At 30.3% G+C, this 20,438-nt stretch carries 16 protein-coding genes; 13 read left to right on the forward strand and 3 right to left on the reverse strand.

Going from position 1 to position 20,438, the window contains the following annotated elements; all coding sequences use genetic code 11:
• The 3 genes from H527_RS22385 to H527_RS0116030 all read left to right on the forward strand — a co-directional run.
• Positions 1 to 862: T9SS type B sorting domain-containing protein (locus H527_RS22385; RefSeq protein WP_035088481.1), on the forward strand; the 862-nt coding region annotated here is incomplete at its 5' end.
• A gap of 92 nt (positions 863 to 954) precedes the next feature.
• The gene (locus H527_RS0116025) at positions 955 to 1,881 is read left to right on the forward strand and encodes a PorP/SprF family type IX secretion system membrane protein (protein ID WP_027413635.1); all 927 of its coding nucleotides are present in this window, start codon (positions 955 to 957) and stop codon (positions 1,879 to 1,881) included.
• A gap of 499 nt (positions 1,882 to 2,380) precedes the next feature.
• Positions 2,381 to 2,995 carry a hypothetical protein gene (locus H527_RS0116030; protein ID WP_169726193.1) on the forward strand — a complete coding sequence of 205 codons (615 nt, stop codon included), beginning with the start codon at positions 2,381 to 2,383 and terminating at the stop codon, positions 2,993 to 2,995.
• 579 nt (positions 2,996 to 3,574) lie between these two features.
• Here H527_RS0116030 and H527_RS0116035 read toward each other — a convergent pair.
• The 3 genes from H527_RS0116035 to H527_RS0116045 all read right to left on the reverse strand — a co-directional run bounded on the left by H527_RS0116035 (position 3,575) and on the right by H527_RS0116045 (position 7,663).
• Entirely contained in the window at positions 3,575 to 4,219 is a 645-nt protein-coding gene (locus tag H527_RS0116035; protein ID WP_027413637.1) for a response regulator transcription factor, read from the reverse strand.
• A complete protein-coding gene (locus tag H527_RS22390; RefSeq protein ID WP_162143829.1) occupies positions 4,209 to 6,338 on the reverse strand; it encodes an ATP-binding protein in 2,130 nt (709 codons plus the stop codon). Before H527_RS22390 ends, H527_RS0116035 begins: the two co-directional genes overlap by 11 nt.
• Before the next feature lie 92 nt (positions 6,339 to 6,430).
• Entirely contained in the window at positions 6,431 to 7,663 is a 1,233-nt protein-coding gene (locus tag H527_RS0116045) for an exo-beta-N-acetylmuramidase NamZ family protein (RefSeq protein ID WP_229809236.1), read from the reverse strand.
• 56 nt (positions 7,664 to 7,719) lie between these two features.
• Here H527_RS0116045 and H527_RS0116050 point away from each other — a divergent pair, with 56 nt between their 5' ends.
• The 10 genes from H527_RS0116050 to H527_RS0116100 all read left to right on the forward strand — a co-directional run bounded on the left by H527_RS0116050 (position 7,720) and on the right by H527_RS0116100 (position 20,417).
• The gene (locus tag H527_RS0116050) at positions 7,720 to 8,961 is read left to right on the forward strand and encodes an ABC transporter permease (RefSeq protein ID WP_027413639.1); all 1,242 of its coding nucleotides are present in this window, start codon (positions 7,720 to 7,722) and stop codon (positions 8,959 to 8,961) included.
• A 94-nt stretch (positions 8,962 to 9,055) separates the two neighbouring features.
• Positions 9,056 to 10,417, forward strand: a complete 1,362-nt coding sequence (locus H527_RS0116055) for a pyridoxal-phosphate dependent enzyme (RefSeq protein WP_027413640.1) — start codon at positions 9,056 to 9,058, stop codon at positions 10,415 to 10,417.
• 128 nt (positions 10,418 to 10,545) lie between these two features.
• Positions 10,546 to 11,526, forward strand: coding sequence for a helix-turn-helix domain-containing protein (locus H527_RS0116060; protein WP_027413641.1), 981 nt, complete (start codon positions 10,546 to 10,548; stop codon positions 11,524 to 11,526).
• 820 nt (positions 11,527 to 12,346) lie between these two features.
• A complete protein-coding gene (locus H527_RS0116070) occupies positions 12,347 to 13,627 on the forward strand; it encodes a DUF2851 family protein (protein ID WP_027413642.1) in 1,281 nt (426 codons plus the stop codon).
• Between the two features lie 29 nt (positions 13,628 to 13,656).
• Positions 13,657 to 13,878: a PspC family transcriptional regulator gene (locus H527_RS24645; RefSeq protein ID WP_027413643.1), complete on the forward strand. Its 222-nt coding sequence runs from the start codon at positions 13,657 to 13,659 to the stop codon at positions 13,876 to 13,878.
• The gene (locus H527_RS0116080; RefSeq protein WP_027413644.1) at positions 13,875 to 14,891 is read left to right on the forward strand and encodes a potassium channel family protein; all 1,017 of its coding nucleotides are present in this window, start codon (positions 13,875 to 13,877) and stop codon (positions 14,889 to 14,891) included. Before H527_RS24645 ends, H527_RS0116080 begins: the two co-directional genes overlap by 4 nt.
• A gap of 99 nt (positions 14,892 to 14,990) precedes the next feature.
• Positions 14,991 to 16,598, forward strand: a complete 1,608-nt coding sequence (locus H527_RS0116085) for an alanine/glycine:cation symporter family protein (RefSeq protein ID WP_027413645.1) — start codon at positions 14,991 to 14,993, stop codon at positions 16,596 to 16,598.
• A 15-nt stretch (positions 16,599 to 16,613) separates the two neighbouring features.
• Positions 16,614 to 17,480, forward strand: coding sequence for a ComEA family DNA-binding protein (locus H527_RS0116090; RefSeq protein WP_027413646.1), 867 nt, complete (start codon positions 16,614 to 16,616; stop codon positions 17,478 to 17,480).
• Between the two features lie 132 nt (positions 17,481 to 17,612).
• Positions 17,613 to 18,779 carry an acyl-CoA dehydrogenase family protein gene (locus tag H527_RS0116095; RefSeq protein WP_027413647.1) on the forward strand — a complete coding sequence of 389 codons (1,167 nt, stop codon included), beginning with the start codon at positions 17,613 to 17,615 and terminating at the stop codon, positions 18,777 to 18,779.
• A gap of 258 nt (positions 18,780 to 19,037) precedes the next feature.
• On the forward strand, positions 19,038 to 20,417 hold the full coding sequence (locus tag H527_RS0116100) for an alpha-amylase (protein WP_027413648.1): 1,380 nt from the start codon (positions 19,038 to 19,040) through the stop codon (positions 20,415 to 20,417).
• The last annotated feature ends 21 nt before the right edge of the window (positions 20,418 to 20,438 follow it).

A 20,438-nucleotide genomic window follows, 5' to 3' on the forward strand; every position in this document is an offset into this window, starting at 1 on the left:
TTATACTCCAGGAATGACAATCACACTTATTGCAACAGATGCAAATGGTAATAGTAAGGATTGTAGTTTTGTTGTAAATGAGAATGCAGATACCGAAGCTCCTGTAATTACATGTCCATCTGATCAAGAATTGATGTGTGGTACTGCTACAATTCCTGATTATACAAGGTTAATTACAGTTACAGATAATCAAGATACTAGCCCTGTTATTACCCAAAGTCCTATAGCAGGAACTCCTGTTGTGGATGGAATGCTTATTACTATTACCGCTACAGATTCTAGTACTAATAGTTCAAATTGCGTATTCGTGATTAATCAAGAAGAAGTGTCTGTTCAAGCAGGAGAAGATAAAGAAATTATGGCAGGGCAAGAAGTCGAATTGGTTGCAACCTCCTCGATCAATGGTACTTTTGTTTGGAGACCATCAACAGGTCTTAGTGATGTTACTATAGCTAATCCAATAGCAAATCCTACCGAAACTACAACATATACGGTGTTTTTTACCAGTGATCAAGGATGTGTTGCAGAAGAGGATGTAGTTACAGTTTATGTAGAATCGCAGCAAAAAGATCAGACAAGGTATGGACTTTCACCAGATGGAGATGGTATTAATGAGTATTGGGAGATTTATGATATCGAAAATTATCCTAATAATAAAGTATCTATTTATAATCGATGGGGGGATATAGTTTTTGAGATAGAAGGATATAATAATACTTCGAGAGTATTTAGGGGAATAGCAAACCGAAAGAGAAATTTAGGAGGAGACAAGTTACCAGAAGGAACCTATTTTTTTGATATCAAAATAGAAGGCTCCCATAATCTAAGAAAGCAGACTGGTTTTCTGATTTTAAAAAGATAATAAAAAAAACTCGTAATGAGTATTTAATAAAAAGATCTTCATAACTAACAACAGAAAGAGTTAGTGGGTCATTTTAATTACTAAAAAGATAGATGAAAAAGAATAGTATACTTTGTGTATTTGCAATACTGTCAAGTTGTTTATGTAGTTTTATTTTTGCGCAGCAGACACCAGTTTTTGCTAACTATAATTACAATACGGTTATCCTTAACCCCGCTCATGCAGGTTTTTATCAAGATTCTGATATTACTATTACTAATAGAGGGTATTTGAATTCGGTAGAGGGTAGTCCACGAAATATAGGATTAACATTTAATTCTCCATTACGTTCTAAAAATATGGGGTTAGGAGCTGGAGTTTTAAGTGATCAAGTAGGGGTGACTACAACTACTACTGTGTTTGGAGCTTATGCTTATAAATTAGTGTTTGATCATAATTATAGCCGAGCAAGATGGTGGTCTTATAATCCTAATGTTTTATCATTTGGTATTACTGCGGGAGTGACTTTTTATAATGAAGATTTGTTGTCCTTAGGGATTCCTAATGACCCTAATTTTGCAAGTAATATAAATACAACTGTTCCTACTTTAGGAGTTGGTGTTTTGTATAATAGAGAACATATTTATTTTGGTGTTTCATCTCCCAATGTTTTAGGGAGTTCATTGTCATCAGAAAAAAACATTAACATAGTAAATCCTATTTATGCGTATTCTGGTTATCGTTTTTTTGCTACTCGTTTTGAGGAGGTTTTAATAACTCCTAGTATTTTGATTAAATATGTTTCAGGAGCTCCTGTTCAAGCAGATTTTAATACTACTATTAATTACAGAAATAAAATAGAAATAGGAGGGGGATACAGAACCAACTCTTCTTTAAATTTTCTGGCAGGATTTCATATTTCTAATCATTTTAGGGTTTTGTATAATTATAATCATGCATTACGAAATACACCTGTTAATAATACACATGGGGTTATATTAAGCTATCGTATGGGAAATGGGTTTAGCGATAAAAGATAATGGTTAAGTTCTAAAAAGGATATGTTTTGCACTTTATTCTTTTTAGAATTTGTGCTAAACCGAAAAGTCTGTGAGTTTTAATAAAGTCCGCTAAATATAAAATTTGGTATTTAAGAGAAAAAATAAAAGTAAAATATTTATATTTAGCTAAGTAATAAACCGAAACGAAAGTGCTTTTTAACTGCCCTACGTTTCTTATGTGTACCGAGAGTAACGAAGGGCTGAAAATGTTACGTAACTGTTAATAAGATGGTGGAACCGACCCACTGGTGTTGTTTTATAGGAGAGAACATCAAACCACTATAAGGTGCTTTGGTAAAGAGCCAAGGTATTGAGCGTTATAGAAAAGATAACCCATGAGATTATCAGGTATGAATAAAGGAGATGAATGCAAATGAACCTCCTTTTTCCTACTCGACACGAGACCGTTGGCAACAAGCAAAAAAAACTTATGAAATACGAATTTAATCGGAAAACAAAATTTGGATTCCAAAACTTAATGGCCTTTTCAATCATTTTTATTGTTCTATTATGCTTTTCTTGTAAGAAAGAATCCAACTCGTTAAGAAACACAGAAAGCGATTTAATAATGAAAATAAATGCTGTTCAGGAACAAGTGATGGCACAAGGAAATATGACAGAAGAAGAGGAACAGGTTTTATTAAGTTTATGTAGCATTGTGTCGCATGATGATGGTTTAGCAACGTATACTACCGACAATAGTATAATATTAAAAGATGTAGAAATTGCGCCAGTGTATAATGGTTGTGAAGATCTCTCTATGGAAGAAACAAAAGAATGTTTTAATAATAAAGTACCGACATTTATTAAGCGAGAGTTTAACTTGAGTGTATCTAAAGATTTAAATCTTTCAGAACCAAAACAGGTAGCAGCATTTTTTATAATCAACGAAAACGGAAATTTAACTGGCATGAAAGTGAGAGATTCAGAAGTAACCGTTCAGGCAGAAATATTAAGAGTGCTTAGAAAAATGCCTGTGATGAAACCTGCTACCCACAATGGAGAAAGTGTTTCTGTATTATGTTCCATCATAATAACATATGGGAATGAAGTAGAAGTAGAAGTTGTTTACATTCCTGAAAGACCAGATTAATCTTTAATAATACTAACTAAAAAAGCCAGTTGCCAATCGTGTAGATGGTGGAGTGCACCTCACACAGCTCTACTAAGTTTATAGAAGTGCCATCGTATCCTTCGGAAAGCTCAGGACAGGACATACGAGTCTCGTATACGGCGGTTCACCAAATCGAAGTTTGCTTTTTGTTTAAATAGTCTATCATAGGAACGTACCCTTTTCTTCTAAGTCTGGATATGGTAATGGTAGTTTTTTTAGACTATACTTTACAAATCCCTACTTATAATTTCGTCTCTATATAATTCAGAAATAAAAACTCTATCAACCAAAAACTGTACGCCATAAATAACTCCAAGTAATAAAACCGATAGTAGTATGGTTTGCTCCCTTACTAATATTTTTATTTAAACAGTGTTTTTATATGCTCTATAACCCCCCATGATACTTAACGATAAGGATACTTTACAATGAATTGAGGGTTTCTAACGATGAATTAAGTATATATTACAATGAATGAATATTGATTAGGTATGATTTGAAAATTTGGACTCAATGATTTATTAATTTTTGATAGAATTTCCTTGTATAGCACAGGTTTTAATACTTTAGGTATTTCATTTTTAAAGCATATTTAGTTAACCCTGCAAGATTTCTAACATTAAGTTTGGCAATTAGATTTTTTCTATAACTTTCGATAGTATGTTTACTTAAAAATAATTTATCTGCTATTTCCTGAGTAGTATATTCTTTTGCAATTAAAGTAATCACATCAATTTCTCGTTGTGTTAATTTAATCTCCTCTTGTTTTTTCTTAGAGAATTTATTTTCCAGATAAATATCTTTTATTTCTTTTGAAAAATATTTTTCTCCACCCAATATCGTTTTTATAGCTTTTAACAGCTCTTCCTTTTCAGCATTTTTTGGTACGTAACCATCTACATCATGTTCGATAAGATTATCGATTTTATCTGCATTATTATGCATACTAACAACGAGTGTTTTTATATTTCGATTATGTTCTTTTATAATCTTGTTAAGAGAAATACCGTCTAATTCTGGCATAGAAATATCGGTTATAATAAGATCTACCCTTTCATCAGGATTAATTTTTAGATACTTATCTATATGTTTTCCATCTTTAGCAGTTAGTAAAATGTTATATTCTTTTTTAGATTTAAGAATGCTTAGCAAACCATCTAAAAACATTTTGTGATCATCTACTATGATTAAATTATAGGTCATTGGTATGTGTTGTTAATATTGGTATTTCTATGTCAATAATAGTTCCTCTATTAATTCTGGAATCTATATGAAAAGTACCGGATACTTTTTTTAATCTACTTTTTATGTTTTCAAAGCCGATTCCTGAATAATTATTTTTAGTATCAAAACCGATTCCATTGTCTTCAAATAATATATTTATTACATTTTGAACAAGGTTTAATTGTAATTCTACTATAGTAGCTTTTGCGTGTTTAATGGTATTAGTGATTAGCTCCTGAATGATTTTAAATATTTCCATTTGCACAGTTTCATCAATATGATCTATCTCTGTTCTTGGATATACAACAAATGTAGTTTGAAGATCAGTAGCTCCACCAATATTATTAAAATATTCTTCCAAAACATCACAAAAATTATTTTTACTAAATTTTTTAGGAACAAGTGTATGAGATAAGTTCCTAACCTGCTCATAAGTGTCGTCTAATTGGTTATTAATAGTTTTTATGTTTTTTATATTTTTTTTATCACCATTAATAACTGTATTATTTAATTGTAATTTTATTGCTGCAAGATTACCACCAATACTATCATGTAACTCTTGGGCAATACGTTTTCTTTCTTTGCCCTGGCCTTCTATAGAGGCTCGGATGAGTTTTAATTCTTGATCCTTTATCAAGGAAGAAATTTTTTGTTTACTTATTTCTTCTTGTTTTTTATTTAATTCACTTTGAGTCTGAAGTTTTTGATAATAAATTATAAGCAAACCAATAACAGGTATAAGAAGTATTAAAAAGGAATATAGAATATTGTTTTTTATACTCTTTTGTCGTTCTAGTTTTGTTTCTTGAATTTCTTGATCTTTTTTTAATAAAGCAATTTCATTTAATCTTTTCTCAGAAGCATTACGAAAGGATAGAATCTTATTTTCATTTTCTTTTTTTTGAACCTCTTGGAGCAACCTTAGATTGGTAATAGCTTCTTCTTGATTTTTAAGTTCTAATTCTCGATTGGAATTTTCTACTTGAAGAAATGTTATTTCTTTTTCTTTTTGTAATGTTTTATATTTTACTTCTAGTTCATTAATTTCCTTATTTTTTTGCAATTTATTAATAGAATCTTTGATTTGAAAGGATCTCGATATAAACCCAAAAGCATTTTTATAGTCATTTTCAATGATAAAAATATTTTTCAGTTGTTCGTAAATAGTTTCTTGTTCTTTTAAAAAACCAAGTTCTATAGCATCATGAAGCCCAGTAGAATAAATTAATTTAGCGTCGTTATATCGTTTTGAATTAAAATAGATATTGCCTATGCCAAGTCGAGCAGATAAAGCAATTCGTTTATATCCATTTTCGTCTGCGATTTTAATACTTTCTTGATATAAAGAGAGAGAGGAGTCTGTATTGTTTTGTTTTTGATGATTTTCAGCCATGTTTAGCTTAATTACGGCTGCAGCCATGGGTTTTTCATCTTTTTTAGTTAATTCTAGTGCTTTTTCTAAATATTGATTAGAAGTATCATAATCTTCTAGATAAGTGTATATGCCACCTATATTTATATAACTACCATAAATAATCTCAGGGTCACCTTTATAGGTTAAACATTCATTAAACATGTTTAAGGCATTTTTGTAATCTCCCATGTTACTATAGGTTAATGCTAGGCCATGTGTATGGGTATAGTATAAATCTTTTTCATTATATTTTTGCGAAGTTTCGATACCTTTTAAATGCCATTTTTTACTTTCTTCAAGTAATCCTTTATTTCTGTAATTTTTTGCAAAAAGATTATAAGCCAAGGTCTGTCCTCGGTGCTTTAATGAATCTGATATATTTTTGTCGTATTTTAAGGATTGATTTGTGTAGTATAAAGAAGAGTCAATAAGTGTTCTTTTATTAAAATAAGATGCAAGAAGTAAATTAGCATTAAATTTAGATGGATTTGTTTTTACAATTTTTAGAAGATGATGCGCCATTTTATAAGCCTTTTTATCTTCATTGTTATTATAAAGAGAAAAAGCGATATCAATTAATTTTTTTTCTTCTTCGATTTTGCTTTTTTGAGGTAGAGATATTAGTTTATTACCATCGATTTGCGCTTTTGTAATAAAAGGCAAAAGAATCATAATAAAAAGCATAAAATTTTGTAAAAACCGTAACATAAGCAAATGTATTAAATCTTGTAGATAAGAACACCCCTGAAAACTGGGATTTGATAAGTAGGTTGTTACTAATTATATAATAAGTATTTTTTTCTTATGGTTTTAAATTTTTGAAGATCCTTATGCCAGGTACTTTTAATTTCTTGAGGAGATAAACCTTGTTTTATTTGTTGTTCCAGTTTTTTTGTTCCAGCATGAATGGTAAAGGATTCTGTATTGAAAAATTTCTCTTTAGTATTAGAGTTGTTATAAGCGTTAACTAACCATTCTAAATTTATAGAATCCAACGGTTTTATATTTCTTAGATCTTTTCCATAACAAGTTTTTCCTTCATGTTTGGGGTGTTTTGAGCCAAAATTTGGTTTAGGAGTATAAGCATAATCATATTTTTTTATGCTTAAATCGGGCGAACCAAAAATCTGAAATTGCATTTCTGTGCCACGGCCTGCATTTATAGTGGTGCCTTCTAGAAAACCAAGACTTGGGTATAAATTAATAGAAGTATCGTTAGGTAAATTAGGAGAGGGTCTTATGGGGAGACTGTAAGAAATATTATGGGTATAATTTTTAACAGGGATGATTTGTATTTCACATTTTAATTTTGCTCCTAACCAGCCTTCGCCATTTATCATTTTTGCATATTCACCTATAGTCATAGCATGAACTAATGGTATTGGATGTACTCCTACAAAACTCGAATGTTCAGGCTCTAAAGTAGGACCGTCAATATAGTGAGCGTTAGGATTTGGACGATCCAATATTAAAACAGGAATATTGTTTTCTGCACAAGCTTGCATTACATAATGTAGTGTAGATATATACGTGTAAAAACGTACTCCTACATCTTGTATGTCAAAAACAACGATGTCTATATTAGATAAAGCCTCTTTAGATGGTTTTTTATCTTTTCCATATAACGAAATAATAGGAAGCCCTGTTTTAATGTCCTTTCCGTTTGCAACAAGTTCTCCTGCATCTGCTTTGCCTCTAAAACCGTGTTCGGGGGCAAAAACTTTTTTTATTTTAATGTTTCTGGATAATAGAGAATCTACTAAATGAACATAGTTTTGGTTAGTAATACTATCTCTAAAAATAACCGATGTTTGATTACCTACAATTGCTACCTTTTTATTTTCTAAAAAAGGAATATACATACTTGTTATATTAGCTCCAACTACAATAGGTTTTACTGTTTTTATAGTATCTTGAATACTATAAGGAGGAGATATATGTTTCTTTATTTCTAAAGAAGAAGTAGGAGAATTACTTTTTATTCCATTTACACATGAAATAAAAATCATAAAAAGGAATAAAAATGTATTTTTGAATGCATTTCTAATAAAAACCATAGATAAACTTGAATTTCGAGTATTTTATAGCCAAACGTCTTATCAAAGGTAAGGAACATAAAAGTAGTATTTCTACTCCAATCATAAAAATTGCAATTTTTGCTATAGCTATAGGTATGATCATGATGCTTATTACCGTTGCAACAGGTGTAGGGTTACAACGTAAAATAAGAGAGAAAGTTGCTGCATTTAATGGGCATGTAATAATTTCTAGTTTTGATAATAATAGCAGTGTAGAATCTTTAATCCCGATATCTTCTAAGCAGGATTTTTATCCAGAATTCTCAAGTGTAAAAGGGATTGTTCATGTGCAGGGAGTAGCCACCAAGATGGGACTTATACGTACCGAAAGCGATTTTGAAGGGATTGTTGTTAAAGGAGTAGGTAAAGATTATGATTGGAATTTATTTAGAGAATACCTTGTAGAAGGTAGGATGCCAGATTTTACAGCAAAACTTAATGATGAGATATTATTGTCATCGCACATTGCAAATCGTTTAGGTCTGCGTATTGGAGATAAAGCAATAACCTATTTCTTAAAAAAGAACGCACAATCTAATTCAAAACCTTTTATCAGAGCTTTTCATATTGTTGGGATTTATAAATCTGGATTTCAGGATTTTGATGAAACGTTTGTTTTTACAGATATTAGACATATCATAAAAATGAATAAGTGGAAACCAGATGAGGTAGGTAATTTTGAGGTCTTTTTAGATAATTTTGATGAAATAGATCAAAAGGGACAAGAAATCTATGAAAATATCCCTTCGACTTTAGATAGTCAGACAATTACTCTTAAATATGCTACCATTTTTGAATGGCTAAAATTATTTGATCTTAATATAATTGGAATAATAGGTATAATTATTTTGGTTGCTGGTATTAATATGATAACAGCTTTATTGGTTTTAATATTAGAGAGAACTCCTATGATAGGTATATTAAAATCCTTAGGAACTAGTGACTGGAGTATAAGAAAAGTTTTTTTGTATAATGCTGCTTATCTAATTTTTATTGGATTGTTTTGGGGTAATTTAATAGGGGTTGGTTTGCTTTTGATCCAAGAACATTATGGTATTGTGAGTCTTAATCCAGAAACGTATTATGTGAGTACCGCACCCGTCTATATAAATATAGGATACATTTTATTACTTAATTTAGGAACCATGGTGTTATGCTTGTTAATGTTACTTATTCCTTCGTATATTATTGCTAAAATTTCCCCTACAAAATCCATACGATTTCAGTAATGTTATTGTTTGTTAAAAATTGTCAATCGATAATCTAGATTGTATATTTGTGTCACTGTAACCTCCTTTTTAAAGGATTCTTAAAATCGAAATAGTGAAATACGCTGAAAACATATTAGAAACCATAGGGAATACTCCTTTGGTAAAAATGAATGCGATGGTAAAGGATGTAGATGCTTTAGTATTGTCAAAGTATGAAACATTTAATCCAGGTAACTCCGTAAAAGATCGTATGGCTTTACGAATGATAGAAGATGCAGAAGCAGACGGTAGGTTACAGCCAGGAGGTACAATTATAGAAGGTACATCTGGTAATACGGGTATGGGGCTAGCATTGGTTGCTATTGTAAAAGGGTATAAGCTAATTTGTGTAATGGCAGATAAGCAGTCTAAAGAAAAAATGGATATTCTTAGAGCAGTAGGCGCAAAAGTAATGGTTTGTCCAACAAATGTAGAACCAGAAGATCCAAGGTCGTATTACTCTGTTTCTAAAAGATTAGCAGAAGAAACCCCAAACTCATGGTATGTAAATCAATACGATAACCCATCTAATGCACAAGCGCATTATGAAAGTACAGGTCCTGAAATTTGGGAGCAAACTGATGGAAAAGTAACGCATTTTATAGTTGGAGTAGGGACAGGAGGAACCATATCTGGAGTAGGGAAATACCTAAAAGAGAAAAATCCTGATATTAAAATTTGGGGAATAGACACCTATGGTTCCGTTTTTAAAAAATACCATGAAACAGGTGTTTTTGATCAAAATGAAATATATTCATACATTACTGAAGGTATAGGAGAAGATATTTTACCAAAAAATGTAGACTTTTCGGTTATAGATGGATTTACGAAAGTAACCGATAAAGATGCTGCGGTCTACACACAAAAATTAGCAAAAGAAGAAGGAATGTTTCTTGGTAATAGTGCAGGAGCAGCAATAAAAGGGTTGTTGCAACTTAAAGAACATTTTACAAAAGATGATGTTGTCGTAATTTTATTTCACGACCATGGCAGTAGATATGTTGGAAAAATGTTTAATGATGATTGGATGCGCGAAAGAGGTTTTCTGGATGAAGATGTGTATACGGCAGATGATTTGGTAAAAAGCCATATAGAAAAACCTTTAATCACAGTAAAAACAGAAGAACTAGTGTCTCATGCTATTGAGCATATGCGTAAGTTTCAGATCTCGCAAATACCGGTTGTAGATAGTAAAGGTTTTGTTGGTTCTGTAGATGAAAGTGCTTTGTTTAGTGCTTTTTTAGAAGATAAGAATATGGATAGTACGCCAATCAAGGATGTAATGAAGGATCCATATCCAATTGTAAATGCTAAAACTTCTTTAGACGAGATTTCTAAGCTTATTAAAAATGGAAATTCGGCAGTTTTAGTAGCTATGGAGGATGGAAAATATCATATTATTACTAAATATGATGTTATTAGTCATATAAAATAAATCCTTATATTTAAATAATAATTTAACCCCTTTATTGGTTTAACCAATAAGGGGTTTTTTTTAGATATCTTGTTTTACAGATTCTATTAAAATGAATTTAAAGCGACAGAAAAAAATGATAGTAGTATATGTATAGATATTCATTTAATTTTTTAGATATCGATAAGTTAAGAGATTATTTTAGATCGCAATTGGATCCGAATAGTTCTTCGGATAAAATTTATTTTCCTCCAGAAATTGGAGAAGGGTTTTTATTGTATTATAAAATATCTCCAGAAGTATTTCTTTTTATAAATAATTATAAGGCTAATGCAGATATCGAATATGCAAGACAACCAAGCAATGAAAAAGATATAATATTACATTTTAGGAAATATGCATTGGATCATCAATTTAAAAAAAATCATATTGTAAGTAGATACTCTAGTAATTATACACCCGGTAACATGCGGTGTATGGACGCTCGTAAGGGAGAACAGGTTTTTATACCAAAGGGAGCAGAAGTAAAATCGGTCATGATTGTATTAAAAAACTCTTATACAAAACCTTATTTTGCTAAAAACAATGATTTGACAGAAAGATTAGATAGCTATATTAGATGCTCTCATCAGGACATTAATAAGTTTTACCTTTCTTATAAACAATCTAGTTTTTTTGATCAAATTGTACAACCAGATACAAATAAAATAGAAAATCATCTATATTACGTAGCTAGAGGTATTCGGTTATTAGAAACATTCTGGAAAGATGTATTAAGATGGAAGTCAGATAGCGATCCTTTTAATATAAATTGTGATCAAGTTGGTAGTATATACAAAGTAAGTGACTATCTTAAAAAGAACTTAAGAGAACCTTTTTTAGGAGTAGATCAATTAGCAGCAATGGCAAATATGAGTCGTACTAATTTTTTTAGTATGTTTAAAGAAATTCATAATCAAACACCATTAGAGTTTTTTAATAATAAACGGCTAGAAATGTCCTATAATATGATAATAGGAGAGAGGTTATCCATAAGAGAGGTAATGAATGTTCTTAATTACTCTAACTCTTCAAAATTTCGAAAAGCTTTTTTTAATAAATTTGACATCTATCCAGATACACCTAGATAAGTCTGATCTAAAATAACCACTAGTTTTTTGAAGTAGTTATAAAATAAAGATGGCCGTCAAAAAATGACAACCATCAATAACCTAACACAAACTCAACTTAGCATAGGATTTTAATCTTAATATTTTTTAGATGAATTAATTTTTCCCATTAATTCTAATAGCAAAGTAAAGAAATGAAATTGTTGTTAGTCATTCCATTAATACATAAAATATTACCAATAGTACATTTTTTACATGTAATTAACTTTATTTATGGTTTCTGTGAAAAAAATCATAAAATTTAAATGCTAATTTTGCATTAAATTCTTTTTGATCTAAGATTTTTAGAAATATTTTGTGCTCTGGTCTCATTCTGTAATTGGTGTTAAGATCTCAAAAGATGATTTTTTTTCCTATTTTCATTGATTATTATTGCCAGAGGTATTAGTCACTATCTAGAATGCACCAATTTCCATGATAGAATAAAAATAAAGAAGGGTTTTCTAAAAAGCTTAATTATTGATTTCAAAAACCATTAACAGTCAGTGTATTTATAAGATATGTCGTTATGGAATAAATATAATAATACAGCGAAATTAAATAAGGACATATATAAAAAACAGAATCTAAAGTAGTTGCCATTTTGATGTAGACTATTTTTTACTTAGGTCAAAGCTTTTATATAGAATTTACAAGATTGAAAGAAATTTAGTATTTTCATCGATAATTAAGAGCAGTAGTTATTGTAGTTTTTCTATCCTACCCAAAAATATATAATAACTCATTATGCCTGTTTGAGACAGGTAGATCCGACTCAATAATCAAATAAAGATATAAATAAATGACCGAAGACCTCCTTCAGTACTTATGGAAACACAAAAAATTTGATGTTACACAACTTAAAACCACAAGAAAAGAAAATCTAATACTTCAGAATGTAGGAGTACATAATACAGACAAATCTGGGCCAGATTTTTTTAATGCTTTACTCATTATTCAGGAGCAAAAATGGGCTGGAAATGTGGAGATACATAATAAATCCAGTGATTGGTATACACATAATCATGAAAATGACTCTGCCTATGATAATGTGATTCTTCATGTAGTTTGGGAAGATGATATGGATGTTTTTAGAAAAGATAACTCTGTTATACCTACTCTGCAACTTAGCGATTATATAGCCAAAAATTTATTAATCAAGTATGAAAAAATGTTTTTAGAAAACACACAAAAATGGATTAGATGTGAAAAACAATTACCTGAAATTTCAAGATTTATACTCTCTAATTGGCAAGAAAGATTGTTTTTAGAAAGATTAGAACAAAAATCAATTTTTATATTAAAATTATTAGAAGATTCTGCAAATAACTGGGAGGCTGTTTTATTTAAGCTTTTAGGTAAAAACTTTGGATTAAAAGTAAATGGAGATGCTTTTTTGAGCCTAACAAACTCTATAGATTTTTCAATAATAAGAAAATGTAGTAACAATCAAATTAAATTAGAAGCATTATTTTTTGGACAGGCAGGCCTTTTAGAAAATGAGATAAAAAATATGTATAGTTCTGATTTAAAAAAGGAATATTGTTTTTTAAAAAATAAATTTCAATTAAATAAAGATGGAGTTTTACCTTTTCATTTTTTTAGATTAAGACCTCCTAATTTTCCAACAATAAGGTTAGCGCAGTTTGCTATGTTATATTTTAAAAGCCCTCAGTTATTTAATGAAGTAATTAGAATTAAAAGTATTAATGAGTTTTATAAACTTTTTGGAGTAGAAACAAGTAGCTTTTGGGAAAACCATTATACTTTTGAGAAAGAATCTAAAACTAGAAAAAAGAAAATAACAAAATCATTTATTGATTTGTTATTGATCAATACAATTATTCCATTAAAATTTATTTACGCAAGAACCATAGGAAAAGATTCAGAAGAAGAAATGATGGAGTTAATCTCACAGGTATCGTATGAGAAGAATACTATTGTTAGTAACTTTAAAAAGCTAAAAGTACCTGTTGAAAATGCAATGCATTCGCAAGCCTTAATACAACTTAAAAATAGATATTGCGATGAAAAAGCCTGTTTAAAATGTGCGATAGGAAATAAATTATTAAATGGGGATTAAAATTTAGTTTAATATAATTATTTTGCAGGATGTTTTATAACCTGAGACAATTTTTAGAACGTAACGGTTTTTATGTTTCCTCAAGACTAGCAGATAGGCTTGGAATGCGAGCAAAAAACGTACGCTTATTTTTTATTTATTTAACATTTGCAACTGTAGGTCTGGGGTTTGTGTTATATCTCAATATGGCATTTTGGTTAAAAATAAAAGATTTGATATATACAAAACGAACTTCTGTATTTGATTTATGATAAAATTTTTTAATCAAGGTAGGCAAAAAGTATATATAGCCATAATTTTATTGATTTTGGTAATCAGTATAGGAGTAATGGGATTTCGGTATTTTTCAGATTATTCTTGGATTAATGCCCTGTATATGACCGTTATTACTATGTCTACAGTTGGTTTTAGTGAAGTCCAACCCTTAGATGATAATGCTAAATTGTTTACGATCTTCCTGATTGCAACAAGTGTATCTATATTTGCATATTCTGTATCTGTTATTACAGAGTATATAATAAGTAAAAACGATCCTAAAAAAGCACAATATCGAAAAACACAAAAGATGATAAATAAACTTGATAATCACATAATTATAGTTGGGTATGGTCGTAATGGTAAGCAATCGGCAGTTAAGTTATTAGCATATGACAAACCTTTTATCATCATTGAAAAAGATATTGATGTTATCGAAAAATATCAAAGTGATGCATTGTTATTTCTAAATGGAAATGCTACCGAAGATGATGTTTTAATACAAGCAGGAGTTAAAAATGCAGCTTGTTTAATCTGTACATTACCAGAAGATGCAGATAACTTATTTATAGTATTATCCGCAAGACAAATTAATAAAGAACTTAAAATAATTAGCAGAGCCTCAGAGGATGCTTCTTATAAAAAGATACGATTGGCAGGAGCAGATAATGTTATTATGCCAGATCGTATAGGTGGGGATCATATGGCATCTTTAGTTGTCGTTCCTGATTTAATAGAATTTTTGGATAATCTTTCTATAGTAGGTAAAAAATCTATTAATATTGAAGAAATTTCATTTGAAGATATGTTTGATGATCAAAAAGAGAGAACTATTCTTAATATTGATATGAGATCAAGAACCGGATGTACTATCATAGGTTACAAATCTCCAGATGGAGAATATATTGTAAACCCAGAAGCTAACACTGTGTTAAGACCAGGGTCTAGAGTAGTAGTTCTTGGCCGTCCAGAACAGATTAATCTCTTAAATAAAGAATTTGACATTTAACAATAAGAAAACATTTACCCTCTAAAAAATTGTAAACAAGGGTTTTTTTTAGCATCTTGCTCAACCTTAATAATTAAATTCAATTAACTCAACAAAATCATGAAGAGAATTCTTCTTTCACTTTTAGCATTTACTATTCCATTTTTAACATTCGCGCAAGAGACTATAGAAAAAGGGCTTGATCAAAAAATAGATGAAGCATTTAAACCGATTTCTGATTTTTTTTCAGGCGTGATTTTTTTCGAAGTATTTAAAGGTGCTCCATTCGTTATAATTCTATTAGTTTTAAGTGCATTGTTTTTTACTCTTTATTTTGGTTTTCCAAATATTAGATATTTTGGAAGAGCAATTAATGTAGTACGAGGAAAATATGATGATATCGAAGGACATGGTATAGAAGGTAATCCGCAAGTTAGTGTAGTAGATGGAGACGTGCGAGATACTATAAGAGATGAATCTAAGGAAGGAGAGGTGTCTCATTTTCAAGCATTAGCTACCGCTGTTTCAGGAACCGTTGGTAACGGTAATATTGCAGGAGTAGCATTAGCAATTGCACTTGGAGGACCAGGAGCAACATTTTGGATGATTATTTGTGGATTATTAGGGATGTCTACAAAATTTGTGGAATGTACACTTGGAGTACAATATAGAGATGTAGGTGAAGATGGTACTGTATATGGCGGACCTATGTATTATTTAAGTAAAGGTCTTAAAGATAGAGGATTTAAAATTTTAGGAAAAATAACAGCTACAATATTTGCAATATTTTGTATCGGAGGTTCTTTTGGAGGTGGTAATGCAGCGCAGTCTAATCAAGCAACAATTGTTTTAAAAGAATTAATGGGTTTTGAAAGTACAGGAGCAGGATTTTGGATAGGAGTAGTGTTGGCTATTCTGGTAGGTATAATTATTATCGGAGGAATTAAGCGTATTGCCTCAGTTACCGAAAAAGTTGTGCCGTTCATGGCGGTAATGTACTTAATAGCTTGTGTGTATATTATTTCTAGTAATTTTTCTTTAGTAGACGATGCTATTGGACTAATTATTGAAGAAGCATTTAACCCTACTGCAATAGGAGTAGGAAGTCTTATCGGAGTTTTATTAGTAGGATTTAAAAGAGCAGCATTTTCTAATGAAGCCGGTGCAGGGTCAGCATCTATAGCACACTCTGCCGTAAAAACAAATTATTCCGCCAGTGAAGGGCTTGTTGCCTTATTAGAACCTTTTATCGATACAGTAGTGATATGTACAATGACGGCCTTGGTTATCATTATATTTAATTTTGGAGGAGCTTTTGAATATGGAGGAGATGGTTCTGGTGCAGTTTTTATAGATGGAGTTTCTTACGAAGGAGCAGGAATAACCTCAATGGCATTTGCACAATACATACCATATTCTAATGTATTTTTAACTATAGCAGTAGTTTTATTTGCTGTGTCTACTATGATATCTTGGTCTTATTATGGGTTACAATCCTGGAAATTTTTATTTGGAAGAGGTAAAGCTGCTGATTTAACTTATAAATTATTATTTTTAACTTTTGTTGTAGTTGGAGCAGCAGCAAGTATGAAATCTATTTGGGATTTCTCTGATGCAATGATATTTGCAATGGTGTTTCCTAATATGATTGGATTATTATTCTTGTTTCCAGTTGTTAAAAAACAATTAAAACGATTTTTTGATGCAATAAAAGCATCAAAAATGTAGATAAGATAATTTTATATGAATACTATAAAATCCTATTTCGAGATAAATTCACGTTTTCGAAATGGGATTTTTCTTTTATCAATTATATTATCTACTGCTATTATTGGGTGTTTTTTTTATTTAAAGAAAGTAACACCAAAATATAATTTAGTAGAACTAGAAGAGTTTCAGCATCAAATAGATTCAATAAAAAAACAGAACAAAAAAGCTGAAAAAGAATATAAATTAAAAAGCTTTAACCCTAATTTTATTTCAGATTATAAAGGATATATGCTGGGTATTTCTCCAACAGAATTAGATAAACTTTATTTTTATCGAAGCCAAGGTAAATGGATTAATTCTGTGTCAGAATTTAAAAAAGTAACTCAGGTATCTGATTCTCTATTAGCCGTTATTTCTCCATTGTTTAAATTTCCAGAGTGGAAAAATAATAAAACAAAAATTTTTTCAAAAAGAGAATATTCTGTTAAATCTCATTCCCAAAAAAAAGATTTAAATACAGTTCTTGCTAAGGAACTTCAAGAAGAAGCTCGGATTCCTGATTTTATAGCAGTAAGGATAATAAAATATCGAAATAAAATAGGAGGTTTTATTGAAGATATTCAGCTTAAAGATATTTCAGGGTTGTACGATAATCAAAGAAACAAGATACTCTCTTTGTTTACTGTTAAAACCTCTAGAAAAAATAAAAAATTAAACGTCAATAGAGCATCGGTTAAAGAATTAATAGAAATACCATATTTTGATTTTGAGTTGGCATTAGATATTAAAGATTTTGTAAAGGATAATGGAGATATCTCTAATTTTGATGAATTGTTAAAAATCAAGGGGTTTCCTACAGAAAAAATAGATAGAATAAGGTTATATTTGACAATAGATTAATAATTGAAAAAAATTGCTGTGAATTTTGATGAATCTTTAATAAGAGACATATAAGCTTATTTAGTTTTATTGTTTATATAAGAAGTCATACACACAGTAATATGCTAGCTAAATCAAAACTAAAGTTACCATATGAATAGTATGTATTTTACAGAAGAGCACGAATTGTTTAGGCAAAGTCTTAAAGAGTTTCTCAAAAAAGAAGTGACACCTCATATAGAGAAGTGGGAAAAAACTGGAGATATTGATCGCTTTATTTGGGAGAAATTTGGAAAGATGGGATATTTTGGGATTGCATACCCAGAAGAGTATGGAGGATTAGAGCTTGATCTTTTTTATACTGTTATTTTTTTAGAAGAATTGCAGAAAATTAATTCAGGAGGTTTTGCGGCAGCTATGTGGGCACATGCGTATTTAGCAATGACTCATATTAATAAAGAGGGAGATCACAGAATAAAGGAAATATACTTAAGAGCAAGTATATCGGGTGAGAAAATTGGTTGTCTGTGTATAACAGAGCCATTTGGAGGATCTGATGTTGCTGCTATGAGGACTACAGCAGTTAAAGATGGAGACCATTATGTAATTAATGGATCAAAAACTTTTATCACTAATGGAGTCTATAGTGATTATTTGGTAATAGCAGCAAAAACAAACCCAGAACTAGGAAATAAAGGAATAAGTATTTTTGTTATAGATAGGGATACTCCAGGTATATCAGCTACTAAACTAGATAAATTAGGGTGGAAAGCTTCGGATACTGGAGAAATAGCTTTTGATAACGTAAAGATTCCTCTTCATAATCTTATGGGGGAAGAAAACAAAGGTTTTTCATATATCATGCAGCATTTCGCCTTAGAGCGATTAATTATGGGAGTAAATGCTCATGCACGTGCAGAATACGCTTTAGATTATGTAATAGAATATATGTCGCAAAGAGAAGCATTTGGAAGAACAATAGACAAATTTCAGGCATTACGACATACAGTGGCAGATATTGCAAGTGAGGTAGAAATGTGTAAAGAGTTTAATTACTCTATTACTAAGAGACTTAATGATGGTCAATATGTAGTAAAAGAGGCAAGTATGTCTAAATTGCTCTCTACAAAAATGGCAGACGAGGTAATATATAAATGCCTTCAGTTATTGGGTGGATATGGGTATATGGAGGACTATCCAATGGCAAGACTTTTTAGAGACAGTAGATTAGGTCCTATAGGAGGTGGTACTTCAGAAATACTTAAAGAAATAATAGCTAAGATAGTTATTGATAAAAAAGAATATAAGCCAGCTACTTAATAATTAATAAAATTTATTAGAGTTTTCCTTAAAAAATTAGCTTGATTGTAAAATATTATAAAACCATTAAGAGACTAGTCTCTTAATGGTTTTTCTTTATAACTATAATATTAAAAGCTTTTAAATAAACTTTACTTGTAAAAAACAATATAAATTAAAGTGTTATCAACACGCAAACGTTTTCGTTAAAAATCAAAGCTTTTTAGATTTTTCAAAACACCTATTTTCATAATAAATTAACACAAATACTGATTAATTATGAAAATAAGTAAACTTTTTTTAGGATTATTTACTATAACGCTTTTAATGCTAAGTTGTAGTAATGAAGATGCTATGGATTTGATAGAAGCAGATTCTAATACTGTACAAGAGGAAGCATCTTCAAAAGTATTAAAGCAAATCGGATCAGGAGTGATGATGCAAGCTTTTTATTGGGATGTACCAGCAGGAGGAACTTGGTGGAATGTTATTAGAGGAAAGGTCAATGATTGGAGTAATGTAGGGATTGATGCAATTTGGCTTCCACCAGTTAGTAAGGCTCAAAATGGGGCATTTTCAATGGGGTATGATCCTTTTGATTACTATGATTTTGGAGAATATAATCAAATGGGAAGTACAGAAACCAGATTTGGTTCTCGTTCAGAATTAACTAGTCTAATTACAGCAGCACATAATAATAATTTAAGTGTAATTGCAGATATAGTTATTAATCATAATAGTGGAGGAGATTCTGAACCCAATGTTTTTACTAACTCTAATACCTATACAGATTATAATCCATTATCGGGATTATTTGAAAGAACACAATATGATTTTCATCCAAATGATTATCATAATAATGATTCAGGGATTTTTGGAGGTTTTGCAGATATGTGTCATCATAAAAGCTATGTGCAAGATTGGCTATGGAAAAAACCTAATTCTGTAGCAAAATACTATAAAAACACAATGAAATTTGATGGCTGGAGGTTTGATTATGTAAAAGGGTTTGAGCCATGGGTTCCAAAAGAATTTAATAAAGCAGTTGGAGGTTTTGCCGTAGGAGAGTATTGGGATGGAAATGTAGAAGCATTAAAATGGTGGACAGATCAAGCACAGATGTCTGCATTTGATTTTGGATGCTATTATAAAATGAAAGATGCATTTATGGGTAATGATTTAAATGCATTAAATGGAGATATGTTGTGGAAAAGAAATGCATCAAGAGCAGTTACCTTTGTAGCCAACCATGATACAGATGAAATCGTTAATAATAAGATATTAGCTTATGCTTATATATTAACACACGAAGGATATCCATCTATATTTTATAAAGATTATGAAGAATGGTTAGATAAAAATAAAATGAATAACTTAATTTGGATTCACAACAATCTAGCCACAGGAAGTACTACAAATCTTTGGACGGATAATGATGAGTATATTGCCAGAAGAAATGGAGGAGCAAATAAAAATGGCTTAATTGTTTATATAAACAACTCTAATGTGTGGCAAGAAAGATGGATTCAGACCAATTGGTCAAACCAGAAAATAAAGGACTATACAGGTAATTCTGGTTGGGAGCCAACTACTCAAGGAGATAAATGGATTAAAATTCAAGCACCACCAAAAGGGTATTCAGTATGGTCTTTAAAATAATATTTAAAAAAACTTTGCAGA

This window comes from Aquimarina muelleri DSM 19832, assembly GCF_000430665.1.
In the GTDB taxonomy this organism is placed as follows: domain Bacteria; phylum Bacteroidota; class Bacteroidia; order Flavobacteriales; family Flavobacteriaceae; genus Aquimarina; species Aquimarina muelleri.